Raw genomic sequence first — 15038 nt, 5'->3', positions numbered from 1 at the left:
TAGGCTCGGGAGGCAAACCGCCCGCCATTTTGCTAGGAGCGTTCGTGGCTGCCATCGAGGCCATCACCGCCCGCGAGATCCTCGACTCCCGTGGGAACCCCACGGTCGAGGTCGAGGTACTGCTGGACGACTACAGCACCGGCCGTGCCGCCGTTCCGAGTGGCGCCTCCACCGGTCAGTTCGAGGCCGTCGAGCTGCGCGACGGCGACAAGAAGCGCTATCTCGGCAAGGGTGTCGAGAAGGCCGTCCTCGGCGTGACCGACGAGATCGCCGACGAGCTCATCGGGTTCGACGCCGAGGAGCAGCGTCTCATCGACCAGACGATGATCGACCTGGACGGCACGCCCAACAAGGCCCGCCTCGGGGCCAACGCGCTCCTCGGCATCTCGCTGGCCGTCGCCAAGGCCGCCGCCGACAGCGCCGACCTGCCCCTGTTCCGCTACGTCGGCGGGCCGAACGCGCACATCCTGCCCGTGCCGATGATGAACATCCTGAACGGCGGCGCGCACGCCGACACCAACGTGGACATCCAGGAGTTCATGATCGCGCCGATCGGCGCCGAGACGTTCTCCGAGGCGCTGCGCATGGGCGCGGAGACCTACCACACGCTCAAGGGCGTGCTGAAGGAGAAGGGCTACGCCACCGGCCTGGGCGACGAGGGCGGCTTCGCGCCGAACCTGCCGTCGAACCGCGACGCGCTCGACCTGATCATGGTCGCGATCGAGAAGGCCGGCTACACGCCGGGCCAGGACATCGCGCTCGCGCTCGACGTCGCGGCCAGCGAGTTCCACAAGGACGGCGTCTACACGATCGACGGCAAGGGCGTGTCGGCCGCCGAGCTGATCTCCTTCTACGAGGACCTGGTCCGCTCCTACCCGCTGGTCTCCATCGAGGACCCGCTGAACGAGGAGGACTGGGACGGCTGGAAGGCCATCACCACGTCGCTCGGCGCCAAGGTCCAGCTCGTGGGCGACGACCTGTTCGTCACCAACCCCGAGCGGCTCGGCCGCGGCATCGCCGAGGGCGCCGCCAACGCGCTGCTGGTGAAGGTGAACCAGATCGGCACGCTGTCGGAGACCCTCGACGCGGTCGACCTGGCCCACCGCAGCGGCTACCGCTGCATGATGAGCCACCGCTCCGGCGAGACCGAGGACACCACGATCGCCGACCTCGCCGTGGCCACCAACTGCGGCCAGATCAAGACCGGCGCCCCGGCCCGTTCGGATCGGGTGGCCAAGTACAACCAGCTCCTGCGCATCGAGGAGCTGCTCGACGACGCGGCGCGGTACGCCGGTCGCGCCGCCTTCCCGCGCTTCCAGGGCTGATCGGCGGCACGCGGCGGTAGCCCGGCTGGACACGTTCCGGACGCCCGGTGTGGCGATGGGTGCGGCGACGCCGTACCCGTCCGGGCGTGTACGGCCGGGACGGGCGGTTAGTGTGGCCGTTGATCGGGCCTTGCGCTGACCGACCGGGAGGGGTGGTTTCGTGGCGGCGAAGCGGCCGCAGCTCACCGGGCGCGCGGCGATCCTCGCGGTCGTCGTGTGCGCCATCGCCATGAGCCTGGCCTACCCCGTGCGGGAGTACGTCGCCCAGCGCCGGCAGATCGCCCAGCTGGAGGCGCAGCAGGCGAACGCGCTGCGCAAGCTCCAGAACCTGGAGCAGCGGCGCCGGCGGCTGGAGGATCCGGACTACATCAAGCGCCTGGCCAAGGAGCGGCTGTTCTACTGCGAGCCGGGCGCGGACTGCTATCAGGTGATCGACGAGGCGACGGCCGGGACCGCCGCCGCCAAGGCGGGGACCAAGCCGCCGGAGCGGCCCGCCTGGTACGTCACTCTCTGGCGGTCGTTCGAGGCGGCCGACAAGGGGCGGCCCGCCGCACCCGCGGCAGGGCGGAGCCCCGCACCGACGGCGTCCGCATCGGCGTCTGCGCCGGCGGGATGAGGACCGCGGACGGCCGCGACAGGGCATCGTGAAGGGCGAGGAGATCGACGTGGCGGACGACCAGGCGGACCACGTGGGCCACGCGAGCCGTGTGGACCCCGCTGACCTGGCGGCGGCGCGGGCGCAGCTCGGGCGGCAGCCGCGCGGGGTGCGGGCCGTCGCCCACCGGTGCCCCTGCGGCCTGCCCGACGTGCTGGAGACCGCGCCCCGGCTGCCCGACGGCGCGCCGTTCCCCACGCTGTTCTACCTGACCTGCCCGAAAGCCGCCTCGGCGATCGGCACGCTGGAGTCGTCCGGCCTGATGAAGAGCATGCAGGCCCGGCTCTCCGAGGACCCCGAGCTGGCCGAGGCCTACCGGGCGGCCCACGAGGACTACGTCGCCCGCCGCGACCGCGCGGCCGACGAGGAGGGCCTGGAGCCGCTGCCGCGTGACATGCAGACCGCCGGCGGCATGCCTGGCCGGGTCAAGTGCCTGCACGCGCTGGTCGCCCACGAGCTGGCCGCGCCGGGGGTCAACCCGTTCGGCCGGGAGGCCCTCGACGCGCTGCCCGACTGGTGGGCCGGCGGCCCCTGCGTGGTCGTGGAGAATTCCGAAGAGCAGCCATAGGCCGGGCGCGGGACAGAATCGGGAGCGCCGTCGTGGCGCGGGGAGCCGACCGGGGGCCGGAGAGGATGAGCGTGAAGACGAAGCGGGTCGCGGCCATCGATTGCGGGACCAACTCGGTCCGCCTTCTCATCGCGGACATCTCTGGCGACGACCTCACCGACGTCGAACGGCGAATGGAGATCGTCAGGCTCGGCCAGGACGTCGACCGTACGGGACGGCTCGCGCCGGAGGCCCTGGAGCGGACGTTCACGGCCATGCGCGGGTACGCCAAGCTCATCAGGGAGTACGCCCCGGACGGTCCCGTGCCGGTCCGCGTGGTCGCCACCTCGGCGACCCGCGACGCCGCCAACCGGGCCGACTTCGTCTCCGGCGTACGGGACATCTTCGGCGTGGAGCCCGAGGTGGTGACCGGTGACGAGGAGGCGCGGCTGTCCTTCACCGGCGCGACCCGGGGCCTGGCCCGCTCGGGCGCCGAGGCCGAGACTCCTTATCTCGTGGTGGACATCGGGGGCGGTTCGACCGAGTTCGTCGTCGGCTCCCGGTCGGTCGAGGGCGCGCTGTCGGTGGACATCGGCTGCGTACGGCTGACCGAGCGCCACCTGCGCGACGACCCGCCGAGCGCCGGGACGGTGGAGGCGGCCGTCGCCGACATCGAGGCGGCCATGGACCGGGTCGAGGAGAGCGTCCCCGTGCGTACGGCGCGGACGCTGGTCGGCCTGGCGGGCTCGGTCACCACGGTCGCCGGCATCGCGCTCGATCTGCCCGCCTACGACCCCGCGCGCATCCATCACTCGCGTATCCCCGCCGAGCGGGTCCACGAGGTGTCCGCGCGGCTGCTGCGCATGACGCACGACGAGCGGGCGGCCATCCCGGTCATGCACCCGGGCCGGGTGGACGTCATCGGCGCGGGCGCGCTCATCCTCGACCGCATCGTCCGCCGCTACGGCTTCCCGGAGGTCGTGGTCAGCGAGCACGACATCCTCGACGGCATCGCCTGGTCCCTCGCCTGACAAGAACCGGGGCGTCAGTTCCGGCTCGGCGCGCAGGGGTGAACGCCGTGTGGAGCACCTGAAGATCTTGCCGCTATTACGCAATGCGTAGTACTGTGCGATGCGTGGACAGTAGCCAGCTCCTCAAAGGAGTCCTCGACCTGGCGGTCCTCGCGGTGCTCGCCGAGCGCGACAGTTACGGATACGACGTCGTACGCCGCCTGCGTGAGGTGGGGCTCGAGGACGTCGGCGACGCCTCGGTGTACGGGACGCTGCGGCGGCTCTTCAAGGCCGGAGCGCTCACCTCCTACGTGGTCGCCTCCGACGAGGGACCGCACCGCAAGTACTACGGCCTGAACGACGTGGGCCGCTCGCTCCTCCAGACCTCGGCGAAGACCTGGACGTCCTTCGCCGCCACCATGAACGACCTGCTCAAGGAGGTCGATCCGGGATGAACCCCCCAATGACGCCCCAGAAGTACGCCGCCGCCGTACGCGAGGCGCTCGCCGATCTCCCCGCCCGCGACAGGGACGCGCTGCTGGAGGACCTGGACGAGCATCTCGCCGAGGTCGCCGCCGAGCCGGGCATGTCGCTGGAGGAACGCCTCGGCAGCCCCGAGGCGTACGCGGCCGAGCTGCGGGCCGCCTACGGCGGGCGGCCGTCGGGCGGCGGCTCCTCGCTGGGCGGGCGGCTGCGCGAGCGCATGAGCGGAGCCGTCCGGCGCGTTCACACGCGGCTGCTCGTGCTCCCGCCCTACCGTCAGGCCGCCGTCTTCGCCCCCGAGCTGCGCCCCGCGTGGTGGGTGCTGCGGGGTTACGCGATCGCGCTGGGCGTGCTCGCGCCGATCAGCGCCCCCGGGCTGGTCCCCGGCGACCTCCCCGCCTGGGTGTTCACGCTCGCGGTCATCTGGGGGTCGGTGTGGCTGGGCCGGCGGGGCCGCACGCGGGGGTCACGTTGGGGCCGGGCGCTGCTGCTCGGAGCCGACCTGCTGGCCGCGGTCCTCGTGGTCACGGCGATGGCCGACGTTCCGAGCACGTCGTCGCGCAGCGTGGCCTTCGACTACGGCCCCCGGCCGGACGTGTACGCGGCGCCGGGCATGCGGGTGGAGAGGGTGTCCTCGCTGGGCGGGGACGTCTCCAACATCTTCCCGTACGCGGAGGACGGGACACCGTTGCACAACGTCCGGCTCTACGACCAGGACGGCAACCCGATCATGCTGGAGCCGGGCTTCGACCAGGAGCTCGTCATTCCCTGCGACGGGGAGCCGCCCATGCGCAACGCCTACCCGCTGCCGCTGAGGCCCGTGGAGCACCGCGCCGATCCCGCCGAACCGGAGGCGGCCTGCGTGCCCGCCACGCCGACGCCGGCGGACGCCACTGCCTCCGCTTCGCCGTCCGCGTCGCCGTCGCCGTCGCCCTCCGCCACGCCGTCCCGGCGGTAGGGGAGCCGCAGGGTCAGCCGGACCCGAGCGCGCGCAGCATGGTCAGGAGCGTCGTGCGGTCGGAGACGGGCCGGAAGAAGGCCCGGTCCACCCCCTCGACCACGGCGATGGCCTCCCGCGCGAGGGCGGCGCCGCGCTCGGTCACCCGCAGCCTCCTGGCCCGGGTGTCGACGGGGTCGACCTCGCGCGAGACCAGGCCCTTGGCCTCCAGCCTGCGGATGACCTGCGAGGTCATCTTCACGTCCGTGCCGGACTGCCGGGCCAGTGTGAGCTGGTTGGGATCCTCGCCGTGGGAGTTCAGCCACCATGTGGCGGCCAGCAGGACGAACTGCACGTGGGTGAGATCCAGCGGCGCGAGGGCCGCGGCGATGTCGCGCTGCCAGCGGAGCGTGGCGTGCCACAGCAGGAACCCCGGGCTCTCCTCGGGGTCCAGCGGCGGCATGGTCTAGCCCTCCACTGCCAGCCGCACCAGCGCGGCCAGCACGTCGGGGAAGTCGGCGGTGATGGCCGGGCCGAGCCGCGGGCCGACCTCATCGGCGGCCGGGCCGGTGATCTCGGTGCGGTAGACGATCCTGGTGCGGCCGTCGGCCGGTTCGAGCCGGTGCACGGTCCGTACGACGAAGTCGCCGGCGTCCATCTCGTCGGTGAACGACGTGCCCGGCTCGATCTCGGTCAGGCGCATCCGGATCGGCTCGTCGCCCGGTGGGGTCATCGTGAACGTCGTGCCGACGGCGAACGGCCCGTCGACCTCGATGCTCCCGATCCCGTCGTTCCAGCGCGGCCACGCCGCCATGTCCGACCAGTGCCGCCAGACCGTGCCCGCGCTGGCGGCGGTCTCCACGCTGTGCTCGTACTCCCACATGCCGGGCTCCTTCGCCGATTGCCTACGCAGAGATTATCTACGCGTAGACTATCTGTCCATAGGCCGGCTCCGCATACGGACGGAGCCGGACCGGACGTCAGCCGCGCAGGCGGACGGGCAGGGAGAACAGGCCGCGCATGATGGCGCTGGGCCACCACGTCAGCTCGGCGGGGTCGGCGGCGAGGGCCAGATCGGGGAATCGTTCGAGCACCCGGCCGATCGCGGCCTCTCCCTCCACCCTGGCCAGGGCCGCGCCGATGCAGTAGTGGGGCCCCCGGCCGAAGGCGAGGTGCGGTTCGCCGACCCGGCCGGGGGAGAACGCGTCCGGGTCGGCGAACGCCGCCGGGTCCCGGTTGGCCGCCAGCAGCGAGACGAGGATGGGCTCCCCGGGCAGCATCTCCTGGCCGCCGACGACCACGGGCTCGGTGGGAAAACGCCAGGTGGCGTTCCGCACGGGACCGTCGTAGCGCAGCATCTCGTCGATGAAGTCCGGCAGCAGGGAGAGGTCGGCGCGCAGGGCCGCCGCCTGGCCGGGATGCCGCAGCAGCGCGAGCAGACCGTTGCCGATCAGCGCCACGGTGGTCTCGTGGCCGGCGATCAGCAGCAGGAACGCGGTCGAGGTCAGCTCGTCCTTGTCGATCTCGCCCTGGTTGGACCGCCGTACGAGGTCGGTGAGCAGGTCGTCGCCCGGCCGGGAGCGCTTCAGCTCGACCAGGTCGGCCAGGAACGTCTCCAGGGCGTCCGTGGCCCGGGCGATCTCCGCCACCTCGGACGCCGCCGCCGAGTCGATGACGGAGGCGTGGTGGTGGAAGGTGGCCCGGTCCTCCTCAGGCACGCCGAGCAGGTCGCAGATGATCGTGATCGGCAGCGGATAGGCGAGGTCGGCGATCAGATCCGCCTCGGGGCCGTCGAGGCGGTCGAGCAGCGCGTCGGTCACCTCCAGCGCCCGCGTCCGCAGCCCCGCCATGCGCCGGGGCGTGAAGGCCGCGCTCACGAGCCGCCGCAGGCGCGCGTGGTCGGCCCCGTCCGTGTTGATCATGTGCCGGGCGAGCGACGGCCGATGATCGAGCGGCAGGCCGAGACCGGCGGCCCGCCACTCCGGCGAACCCGCGGCCGGGTCCTTGGCGAGCGAGGGATGGGTCAGCGCGGTCACGGCGTCCTCGTACCGCGTGACCAGCCACGCCTCGCAGCCGGGCAGCGGCACGCGGGTCACCGGGGCGTTCCGGCGCAGCCACTCATAGGCGGGGTAGGGGTCGGCGTCGAACGCCGGGCCGAACAGCGGGGGGAATGAGTCGGTGGACACGGGCCCGTACGTACCCATCCGCGGCGCGACGGAAAAGATTGGAATCTTTCTCGGCATGACCTCTTTGTGACACGCGCGCCGATGCCCCGCGGACACCCCGTGGGAACCGCGAGACGGTGCGGCACGGGCGCGCCGGGCCCGGGCGGCTCGATCGGCGGGCGGCGGCGTCGCGAGAACCGGCTTCGGGCCGACGCATACCTTGTGGCCTGGCACGATCGGTGTCATGAGCTCCGTTCCTCCCGGCTCCGGCTGGCCGGGCGACCCCGCGCGCCCGGACACCCCCGTCGCCCACGACGCCCACGAGGTCGCCAAACTGGCCGCCGAGAGCCGCACTCTGACCGAACTGACCGCCAGGCAGTCGGTGTGCCGCGCCTGTCCGCGTCTCGTCGAGTGGCGGGAGGAGGTCGCCGACGTCAAACGGCGGGCGTTCGCGGACGAGACCTACTGGGGCCGGCCGATCGCGGGATGGGGCGACGAGGCGCCGCACACGCTCATCGTGGGGCTGGCCCCCGCCGCGCACGGCGGCAACCGGACCGGCCGGATCTTCACCGGCGACCGCAGTGGCGACTGGCTGTTCGCGTCGCTGTACCGCACCGGCCTCGCCGCGCAGGAGACCAGCGTTCACGCGGGCGACGGCCAGCGGCTGATCGGCGCCCGGATGATGGCGGCGGTGCGGTGCGCCCCGCCCGCCAACAAGCCGACCCCGGAGGAGCGCGACACCTGCTTCCCCTGGCTCGCGAGGGAGCTCGCGCTCGTGGCCGGTACGACCCGGGTGATCGTGGCGCTCGGCGGCTTCGCCTGGCAGGCGGTGTGGCCCGCGCTGCGCGAGGCCGGGTTCACGCTGCCGCCCCGCAGGCCGCCGTTCGGCCACGCGGTGGAAGTGCCCCTCTCCCACGGCGCGGCTCCGGTCACGCTCATCGGCTGCTACCACCCGAGTCAGCAGAACACCTTCACCGGCCGGGTCACCGCGGACATGCTCGACGCGGTCTTCGCCCGCGCCACCGCACTGGGGACCGCGACCTTGTGAACCATTTCACAAGTGTGAAGTCGATCACGGAGAGAAGATTGCGGGATTTTTCCTGAGAAATGTCGTCAAGAGATGACGAAGTGGGGAAAATCACTGAACCTTTGGCCCTAGTGGGTTGGTGCGATTGCCAACTCGTGACGTAGGCTTGTGAATGCTTTCACAAGCGTTGGGAGGGCATCGTGGCAGACCGCAACTGGAAGCACGTCGTCATCGTCGGCGGTGGGTACGTGGGCCTTTACACGGCTCTTCGTCTCCAGCGCACGCTCCGCCGTGAGCTGCACGACGGCAGCGTGCGGATCACGCTCATCGACCCGCAGTCGTACATGACCTACCAGCCGTTCCTCCCCGAGGCGGCGGCCGGCAACATCTCGCCGCGCCACGTCGTGGCCCCGCTGCGCCGGGTGCTGCCCAAGGTGCGCATCCTCAACGGCAAGGTCTCCAAGGTGCACCACGAGGCGCGCACGCTGACCTTCGAGCCCGCCGCCGGCCAGTCCCGTGAGATCGAGTACGACGTCGTCGTCATGGCGGCCGGCTCGATCTCGCGTACGCTGCCGATCCCCGGCCTTGAGGACGCGGCCATCGGCTTCAAGTCCGTCGGCGAGGCCATCGCGCTGCGCAACCGGGTCCTGGCCCTCCTCGACCGGGCCGAGTCGAGCGACGACGAGGACGTGCGCCGCCGCGCGCTGACCTTCGTCGTGGTCGGCGGCGGCTTCGCGGGCATCGAGGCTCTCGCCGAGCTCGAGGACATGACCGAGGACGCGGTCACGTACTACCCGAGCATCGACAAGAAGGACCTGCGCTGGGTCCTGATCGAGGCGTCCAACCGCATCCTGCCCGAGGTCGGCCCCGAGATGGGCGAGTGGACCGCCGAGCAGCTGCGCGAGCGCGGCATCGAGCTCAAGATGGAGACGTTCCTCCAGTCGTGCGAGGGCGGCCTGGTCAAGACCTCGGACGGCGACGAGTTCGAGTCGGCCACGATCGTCTGGACCGCCGGTGTCAAGGCGAGCCCGATCGTCAACTCCACCGACCTGCCGCTCGACGAGCGCGGCCGGATCAAGACCACGACGCGCCTGACGGTCGCGGGCGTCAAGGGCGCCTTCGCCGCCGGCGACATCGCCGGTGTCCCCGACGTGACGAACCCCGGTCAGTACTGCGCGCCCAACGCCCAGCACGCCGTACGGCAGGCGAAGGTCCTCGGCGACAACATCACCGCGTACCTGCGCGGGGAGAAGCTGCAGGACTACCGGCACAAGTACGCCGGGTCGGTCGCCGGGCTCGGCCTCTATCGGGGCGTCGCGAACGTCTACGGCATGAAGCTGCGCGGCTTCCCGGCCTGGTTCATGCACCGCACCTACCACCTGTCGCGGGTCCCCACGGTCAACCGGAAGGTCCGCGTGGTGATGGACTGGACGCTGTCGCTGTTCTTCAAGCGGGAGACGATCTCCCTCGGCGAGATCGAGCACCCGCGCGACGAGTTCAGGGCGGCCGCGAAGAGCGGCCTCAAGCGCTGACCCGGTCGGCGCGGACGGATCGAAGGACGACCTCAGGACACGCACACGGCCCGGCGGCGCACACCGCCGGGCCGTGTGCGTGTTCCTGTGCTCTGCCATGCTGGTGTGGTGGACGGTGGAGAAGGTGCGGACGGTCTCCCGGACCTTGACCGGGTGGCTCCCAGGGGTGCCGTTCACGCGCTGTGGAAAGGGGGACAAGCCGCGTAAGACGTAACTTGCTTACAGAGGAGTGATCCGTGACATATGATCGCGGCGCCCCCGTAGCCCAATGGCAGAGGCAAGCCCCTTAAAAGGGCTGTGGTGTGGGTTCGAGTCCCACCGGGGGCACTGGCGCCTCCCAGCAACAAGAAGCAGGTGACCTGCGTGATCCAGGCCACCGGCTGATCTGGCTGGTCCGAGAAGATCGGCGTCACCTGGCGACGTTCAGGCGTGGTGACAAGTTCCCTTACGGAATCAATCCGCCGCCCGTGCCGGGCGGTATGTGTGGTGGTGCCGCAGCCCATAGTGCGCGTATCAGGACACGGCGGCCGGCCGAAGGCGTCCAGGTCGTGGGCCGGTCACAGCGAGCCGCGGGCGAGATCAACCTTGTTACCAAAGTGTCTTTGGAGTTGCCATTGCAACTCGAGATGCCAACTTGACTGCTGGTACATCGATGACCCCACAAAGGGGGGAATAGTCCCGTATGTCCGATTCGGGAGGCTTCTAGCCGCGCTCGTGCGGCACTACAGAGGCCGCGGCCGGAAGGAATCACATGAACGGGAAACGAACCGGCATCTTAAGTGCGGCCCTTTTCGGCGCGCTCGTGCTGTGGCCGACTCAGGGTGCCCTGGCCTCGCCCCCGCCGGGCTCGGGTCACGTGGCCGCGGCATCGGCGGCGTCGGCGGCGTCGGCGGCGTCGCCGCAGGATGACGGGCATGGCCACGGCCATAAGCACAAGGGCGGCAAGCACCACCCTGGTAAGCACAAGGGCAAGCACCACCCTGGTAAGCACAAGGGCAAGCACCACCCTGGTAAGCACAAGGGCACGCATCACAAGGGCACGCATCACAAGGGCACGCATCACAAGGGCACGCATCACAAGGGCACGCATCACAAGGGCACGCATCACAAGGGCACGCATCACAAGGGCGGCGTGCACCACTAGCGGCTCGGACCGCATCGCAATGGCCGCTCCTCCTGTATCGGAGGGGCGGTCTTCCGTTGTTTAGCCAGGCGGGGCCCGTGCCGGGCTCAGTCGTCGATGACTGACGTTGCTGCGCGAAGTCCCGGCCTGACGGCCGATCGGTAGATCTTTTCGTTCCATTTGCCATGCGGAGCCCATGCTCGGATACATTCGTGCATGCGTTTCGTCCCTTTTGTCATGATTCTTGCGGGTTTGGTGGCAGGTACCGCCTCGCCGGCGTCGGCGATCACCCATGGCTCGGTCGATACGACCGATCACCCGGAAGTGGGAGCCCTCATCGGTGAGAAGCCGGAAAGCGACGGCACGTGGTCGTACTGCACCGGCACCCTCATCTCGCCGACCGTCTTCCTCACGGCCGCACACTGCGGGAACAAGGGCCAGAAGGCCGCCCGGGTCTCCTTCGCCAGCCACTACCAGGCCGGGGCGAAGCTCTACACCGGCCGCTACGTGCCCGACTCGAGATACAACGGCGAGGCCTATGACCTGGCGGTCGTGGTCTTCTCCGAGCCCGTCACCGGCATCACGCCGGCCAAGCTGCCCACTCTGGGCCTGCTCGACCAGCTCAAGGCCGACGACAGTCTCAAGACCGCGCGCTTCACCCCGGTCGGGTACGGCTCGGTGGACCCCACGAAGAAGCGGCACGGATGGCGGTACCACTACACCGACACGCGCAGTCAGACCTCCATCTCCTTCAAGCGCCTCGGCAGCAGGTGGCTCGACCTGACGCCGGACCCCTCGCGAGGGGACGGCGGAACCTGCTACGGCGACTCGGGCGGCCCCAACTACCTCGGAGGCCCCGACTCGAACCTGCTCGTGGCCACGACGATCAGCGGAGTGGACGACGCCTGCCGGACGACCAACGTCGACTACCGCCTGGACATCCCCGAGGTCCGGGAGTTCCTCGGCAAGTACGTCACGCTCCCCTGACGTCGTACTCAATATTGGGGGTAGACGTGTACCCCCAATGGGGGTATGAATAATGCATGCCTAAGATCAACGTGTACCTGCCGGATGATCTCGCGGAGGCGGTCAAGGAAGCGGCACTTCCGGTGTCCGCGATCTGCCAGCGGGCGCTGGAGCAGGCGGTCCGCCGGGTGAGCGCCATCCGCGAGAGCATCCTCGGCGATTTCGAGATCGACGACCCCCGGCTGTCGCACTTCACGCCCAGGACCCGCGCCGTCTTCCGGCTGGCGCTGGAACGGGCCCGGGCCGAGAACGCCGCCGGCATCGGCACCGAGCACCTGCTCGCCGCGATGCTGGCCGAGGGGCAGAACCTCGCCCTGCACGTCCTGCGAGCCATGGAGGTCGAGCCCACCCTGGTCGAGCGCGACCTCGCGAGCCGCCGCCCGTCCGTACCCGCCGCGGCGGCCGGTCCAGAGCAGTCCGGGGACGAGGGAACGCGGAAGGACGGTCCGAGCCGGTTCGACGCACACGCGGCCAACGCCCTCGAGCTGGCGGTCACCGAGGCCCATGCGCTGGGGCACAACTACATCGGGTGCGAGCACCTGCTGCTCGGCCTGGTCACCGAGCCCGACGGGATCGGCGGGCAGGTGCTGCGGGATCGGGGCGCCGAGCCACGCCTCACACGGCGCGCGGTCGTCGCGGCGCTCGCCGGCTACGTCCACCTCCGGGCCCAGGCACAGGACGCCTCCGCATCCCAGACCGCCCCTCAGGCCGCCTCCCAGACCGCCGCGCAGGCCGTGGCGGCGGTCGTTCGTCAGGAGATCGCTCCGCTCCTGCGGCGCATCGAGCGGCTCGAGCAGCACGCCGGAGTCGCCGCGCCCGCCGAGGGCGAGGCCTCGTGACCGGACGCGTGCTGCTGGTGGCGACGGGCGACGTCATGGCGTACGCCCGTCACACCAGCCGCCCGGGGCTCGCGACGGCCGCCGACCTGCTGGCGGCCGTACCCGGGGATCTCGGTGTGGAGGTCGTGACCGAGGACGTGCAGGCCGAGCCGAGCTGGGACACCTCGCCCTCCACCATGCTGCGGCTGGCCCGGCGTGCCCGCTCGGCCCTGCTCGACGAGGGGTTCGACGGCGTGGTCGTCACCCACGGCCTGGACACGATCGAGGAGACGGCCTTCCTCACGGACCTGCTCGCGGGCCCCGCCGCTCTACGCGGTGGCATCGTGCTGACCGGCGCCGTGCGCGGGCTGGACGAGCTGTCGAGCGACGGCCCGCGCAACCTGGCGTCGTCCCTGGTCGCCGCCGCCGATCCCGCTCTTCGCAGCGTCGGCGCGGTGGTCTGCGTGAACGACGAGCTGCACGCGGCCCGCTGGGTCACGATGGCCGACGCGACGGGCGTGGCGGCCTTGTCGTCCGCGCCCGCGCCGATCCTCGGCCGGGTGGCGGACGGCCGGGTCGAGATGACGGCGACGCCGCCGCCGCGGCCCCCGGCCGCGCGGGGAGAGCCGGAGACGCACGTCGCGCTGATCAAGACGTACCCGGAGATGGACCCCGTGCTCGTCACGTCCGTCGTGGACGCCGGAGCCAGGGGCGTGGTGCTGGAGGGCACCGGCGCCGGGAACATCCCGATCACCCTGTACGCGACCCTCAGTGAGCTGGCGGAGTGGTACATCCCCGTGGTGGTCGCCTCGCGGTGCCGCACCCGGCCGGTCGCGCTGGAGGACCTGCCGCCGGCCCTGGGGCTGGCCGCGAAGGTCGGCGCCATCGGGGCACGCGGGCTGGCAGCGGTGAAGGCCCGATATGCCCTGATGGTGGCGCTCGGCGGGGGCGGGCGGCACGCCGTCCGCGACTGGTTCGCCCGCCTCTGACCGCCGTCAGGCATGTCCCTCGTTCAGCGGCGCCGGGACGTTCTCCACCCGCGGCGGCTCGGCGTACGGGCCCGCGGCGCCGCGGATCGCGGCCTGCGAGGGCGCGGTGTCGGTGTGCGGCGGGCAGCCGGAGACCGGCAGGCACAGCACGAACATGGCGCCGCCGTACGGCGACTCGGCCGCCACCAGGGTGCCGCAGTGGGCGCGGGCGATGTCGCGGGCGATGGCCAGGCCGAGGCCGGCGCCCCCGCGGCCCCGGCTACGCGCCGTGTCCGACCTGGCGAACCGCTCGAAGATCCGCTCCCGTTCGCTCACCGGGACGCCGGGACCGTCGTCGCCGACCCACAACTCGACGAAGCCGTCGTCGCGCCGGAGCCCGATCTCGACCACGCTCCGGGCGTGCCGCTGCGCGTTGTCGAGCAGGTTGGTCAGCAGCCGGGCGAGGTGGCGCGGCGCGGCGTGCATCCTGACGCCGTCCTCCAGCCGAAGGCGCACCGGTATCCGGTCGGTCCGCCGGGCGACCTCATCCCTGACCAGCTCCGACACGTCCACGGGCTTGCGGCCCGGGGCCGTCGCTCCCACCTTCGCCAGCAGGAGCAGGTCGTCGATGATCGCTTCCAGCCGCTCGACGTCGAGCAGTGCGTCCCTGAGCAGCGACCGCAGATCGGTCTCGTCGGGGTGAAGCTGCGCCTCCTCCAGTTGCGTGCGCAGGCCGGCGAGCGGGGTGCGCAGTTCGTGGGAGGCGTCCGCGGCGAACTCGCGCTGCCGCCGCAGCGCCTGCTCGGTGGTGAGCTTCGCCTGCTCGATGCGGGCGAGCGTGCTGTTCACGGTGCGGGCGAGCCGTGCGATCTCGTCGTCCCCGGCCGGTACGGGCACCCGGGTGTCCAGGTCGTTCACGTTGACGGTGGCCAGGTCGCTGCGGATGGCCTCGACGGGGCGCAGGGTGCGTCCGGCCACCTTCCAGGTGGCCCAGGCGGTGAGCAGCACGAGCACGGATACCTCCGCGGTGAAGAGTAGATCGAACATCGTGACGGGAGTGAACCCCTCGATGGGGCGTCCCGCGTACACGACGGGGGAGTCGGGCCCCGGCGTCACCCGCAGCGCGGACAGACGCAGGCAGCCGAACCCGTCGTGCGTGCAGGCCTGCAGGTCCTGCATCGGGTCCTGCTGGGACGGCCAGAAGGAAGTCAGCGGGGGCATCCCCCGGGCGGCGGGCGACGCGGCGAGCACCCGCCGATTGGGAGCCACCACCTGGACCAGGTCGATCCCGGCCACCTGAGGATTGATGATGTGGCGGAAATGGCCCGCACGCCACGCGGCGGCGGTGAGCGCCGCCTCCTGGCGGGCGTCGAGCCAGACCGCCGTGGAGAACGCCTGCCGGGCAAGCATGCTGCCCAGGAT

At 71.3% G+C, this 15038-nt stretch carries 16 protein-coding genes and 1 tRNA gene; 13 read left to right on the top strand and 4 right to left on the bottom strand.

What is annotated here, in order from left to right; all coding sequences use genetic code 11:
* Positions 1-44 precede the first annotated feature (44 nt).
* The 6 genes from eno to QSK36_RS27565 all read left to right on the top strand — a co-directional run bounded on the left by eno (position 45) and on the right by QSK36_RS27565 (position 4978).
* On the top strand, positions 45-1325 hold the full coding sequence (eno, locus tag QSK36_RS27590; protein ID WP_182899865.1) for a phosphopyruvate hydratase: 1281 nt from the start codon (positions 45-47) through the stop codon (positions 1323-1325).
* 160 nt (positions 1326-1485) lie between these two features.
* Positions 1486-1941 carry an FtsB family cell division protein gene (locus QSK36_RS27585; RefSeq protein WP_285784376.1) on the top strand — a complete coding sequence of 152 codons (456 nt, stop codon included), beginning with the start codon at positions 1486-1488 and terminating at the stop codon, positions 1939-1941.
* A 49-nt stretch (positions 1942-1990) separates the two neighbouring features.
* Complete coding sequence (locus QSK36_RS27580; protein ID WP_502883343.1) at positions 1991-2548, top strand: DUF501 domain-containing protein; 558 nt, start codon at positions 1991-1993, stop codon at positions 2546-2548.
* Positions 2549-2619: 71 nt separating this feature from the next.
* Complete coding sequence (locus QSK36_RS27575) at positions 2620-3558, top strand: Ppx/GppA phosphatase family protein (protein WP_183542677.1); 939 nt, start codon at positions 2620-2622, stop codon at positions 3556-3558.
* Between the two features lie 104 nt (positions 3559-3662).
* Positions 3663-3992 carry a PadR family transcriptional regulator gene (locus tag QSK36_RS27570; RefSeq protein WP_030507598.1) on the top strand — a complete coding sequence of 110 codons (330 nt, stop codon included), beginning with the start codon at positions 3663-3665 and terminating at the stop codon, positions 3990-3992.
* On the top strand, positions 3989-4978 hold the full coding sequence (locus QSK36_RS27565) for a DUF1700 domain-containing protein (protein ID WP_285784375.1): 990 nt from the start codon (positions 3989-3991) through the stop codon (positions 4976-4978). Before QSK36_RS27570 ends, QSK36_RS27565 begins: the two co-directional genes overlap by 4 nt.
* Positions 4979-4991: 13 nt before the next feature.
* On the opposite strand, the gene QSK36_RS27560 is transcribed toward QSK36_RS27565, so the two are convergent.
* The 3 genes from QSK36_RS27560 to QSK36_RS27550 all read right to left on the bottom strand — a co-directional run bounded on the left by QSK36_RS27560 (position 4992) and on the right by QSK36_RS27550 (position 7143).
* A complete protein-coding gene (locus QSK36_RS27560) occupies positions 4992-5420 on the bottom strand; it encodes a MarR family winged helix-turn-helix transcriptional regulator (protein WP_285784374.1) in 429 nt (142 codons plus the stop codon).
* Between the two features lie 3 nt (positions 5421-5423).
* Positions 5424-5840 carry an SRPBCC family protein gene (locus QSK36_RS27555; RefSeq protein WP_285784373.1) on the bottom strand — a complete coding sequence of 139 codons (417 nt, stop codon included), beginning with the start codon at positions 5838-5840 and terminating at the stop codon, positions 5424-5426.
* A gap of 97 nt (positions 5841-5937) precedes the next feature.
* Positions 5938-7143, bottom strand: coding sequence for a cytochrome P450 family protein (locus tag QSK36_RS27550; RefSeq protein ID WP_285784372.1), 1206 nt, complete (start codon positions 7141-7143; stop codon positions 5938-5940).
* 223 nt (positions 7144-7366) lie between these two features.
* Between QSK36_RS27550 and QSK36_RS27545 the strand changes: the two genes are divergently transcribed.
* The 7 genes from QSK36_RS27545 to QSK36_RS27515 all read left to right on the top strand — a co-directional run bounded on the left by QSK36_RS27545 (position 7367) and on the right by QSK36_RS27515 (position 13637).
* The gene (locus tag QSK36_RS27545; RefSeq protein ID WP_285784371.1) at positions 7367-8170 is read left to right on the top strand and encodes a uracil-DNA glycosylase; all 804 of its coding nucleotides are present in this window, start codon (positions 7367-7369) and stop codon (positions 8168-8170) included.
* Between the two features lie 176 nt (positions 8171-8346).
* Positions 8347-9681, top strand: coding sequence for an NAD(P)/FAD-dependent oxidoreductase (locus tag QSK36_RS27540; protein ID WP_183543112.1), 1335 nt, complete (start codon positions 8347-8349; stop codon positions 9679-9681).
* Between the two features lie 254 nt (positions 9682-9935).
* A tRNA-Leu gene (locus QSK36_RS27535) sits at positions 9936-10008 on the top strand.
* A gap of 424 nt (positions 10009-10432) precedes the next feature.
* The gene (locus QSK36_RS27530; RefSeq protein WP_285784370.1) at positions 10433-10825 is read left to right on the top strand and encodes a hypothetical protein; all 393 of its coding nucleotides are present in this window, start codon (positions 10433-10435) and stop codon (positions 10823-10825) included.
* 303 nt (positions 10826-11128) lie between these two features.
* Positions 11129-11791, top strand: a complete 663-nt coding sequence (locus tag QSK36_RS27525) for a trypsin-like serine protease (RefSeq protein ID WP_285784369.1) — start codon at positions 11129-11131, stop codon at positions 11789-11791.
* 56 nt (positions 11792-11847) lie between these two features.
* The gene (locus QSK36_RS27520) at positions 11848-12669 is read left to right on the top strand and encodes a Clp protease N-terminal domain-containing protein (RefSeq protein WP_183542661.1); all 822 of its coding nucleotides are present in this window, start codon (positions 11848-11850) and stop codon (positions 12667-12669) included.
* Positions 12666-13637: an asparaginase gene (locus tag QSK36_RS27515; protein ID WP_285784368.1), complete on the top strand. Its 972-nt coding sequence runs from the start codon at positions 12666-12668 to the stop codon at positions 13635-13637. Before QSK36_RS27520 ends, QSK36_RS27515 begins: the two co-directional genes overlap by 4 nt.
* A gap of 6 nt (positions 13638-13643) precedes the next feature.
* Here QSK36_RS27515 and QSK36_RS27510 read toward each other — a convergent pair whose 3' ends face one another.
* A complete protein-coding gene (locus QSK36_RS27510; RefSeq protein ID WP_406540656.1) occupies positions 13644-14663 on the bottom strand; it encodes a HAMP domain-containing sensor histidine kinase in 1020 nt (339 codons plus the stop codon).
* Positions 14664-15038 lie beyond the last annotated feature (375 nt).

The sequence above is a fragment of the Microbispora sp. NBRC 16548 genome (assembly GCF_030268985.1).
Classification (GTDB): domain Bacteria; phylum Actinomycetota; class Actinomycetes; order Streptosporangiales; family Streptosporangiaceae; genus Microbispora; species Microbispora catharanthi.
This window is presented reverse-complemented; position numbering and strand designations above follow the sequence as displayed.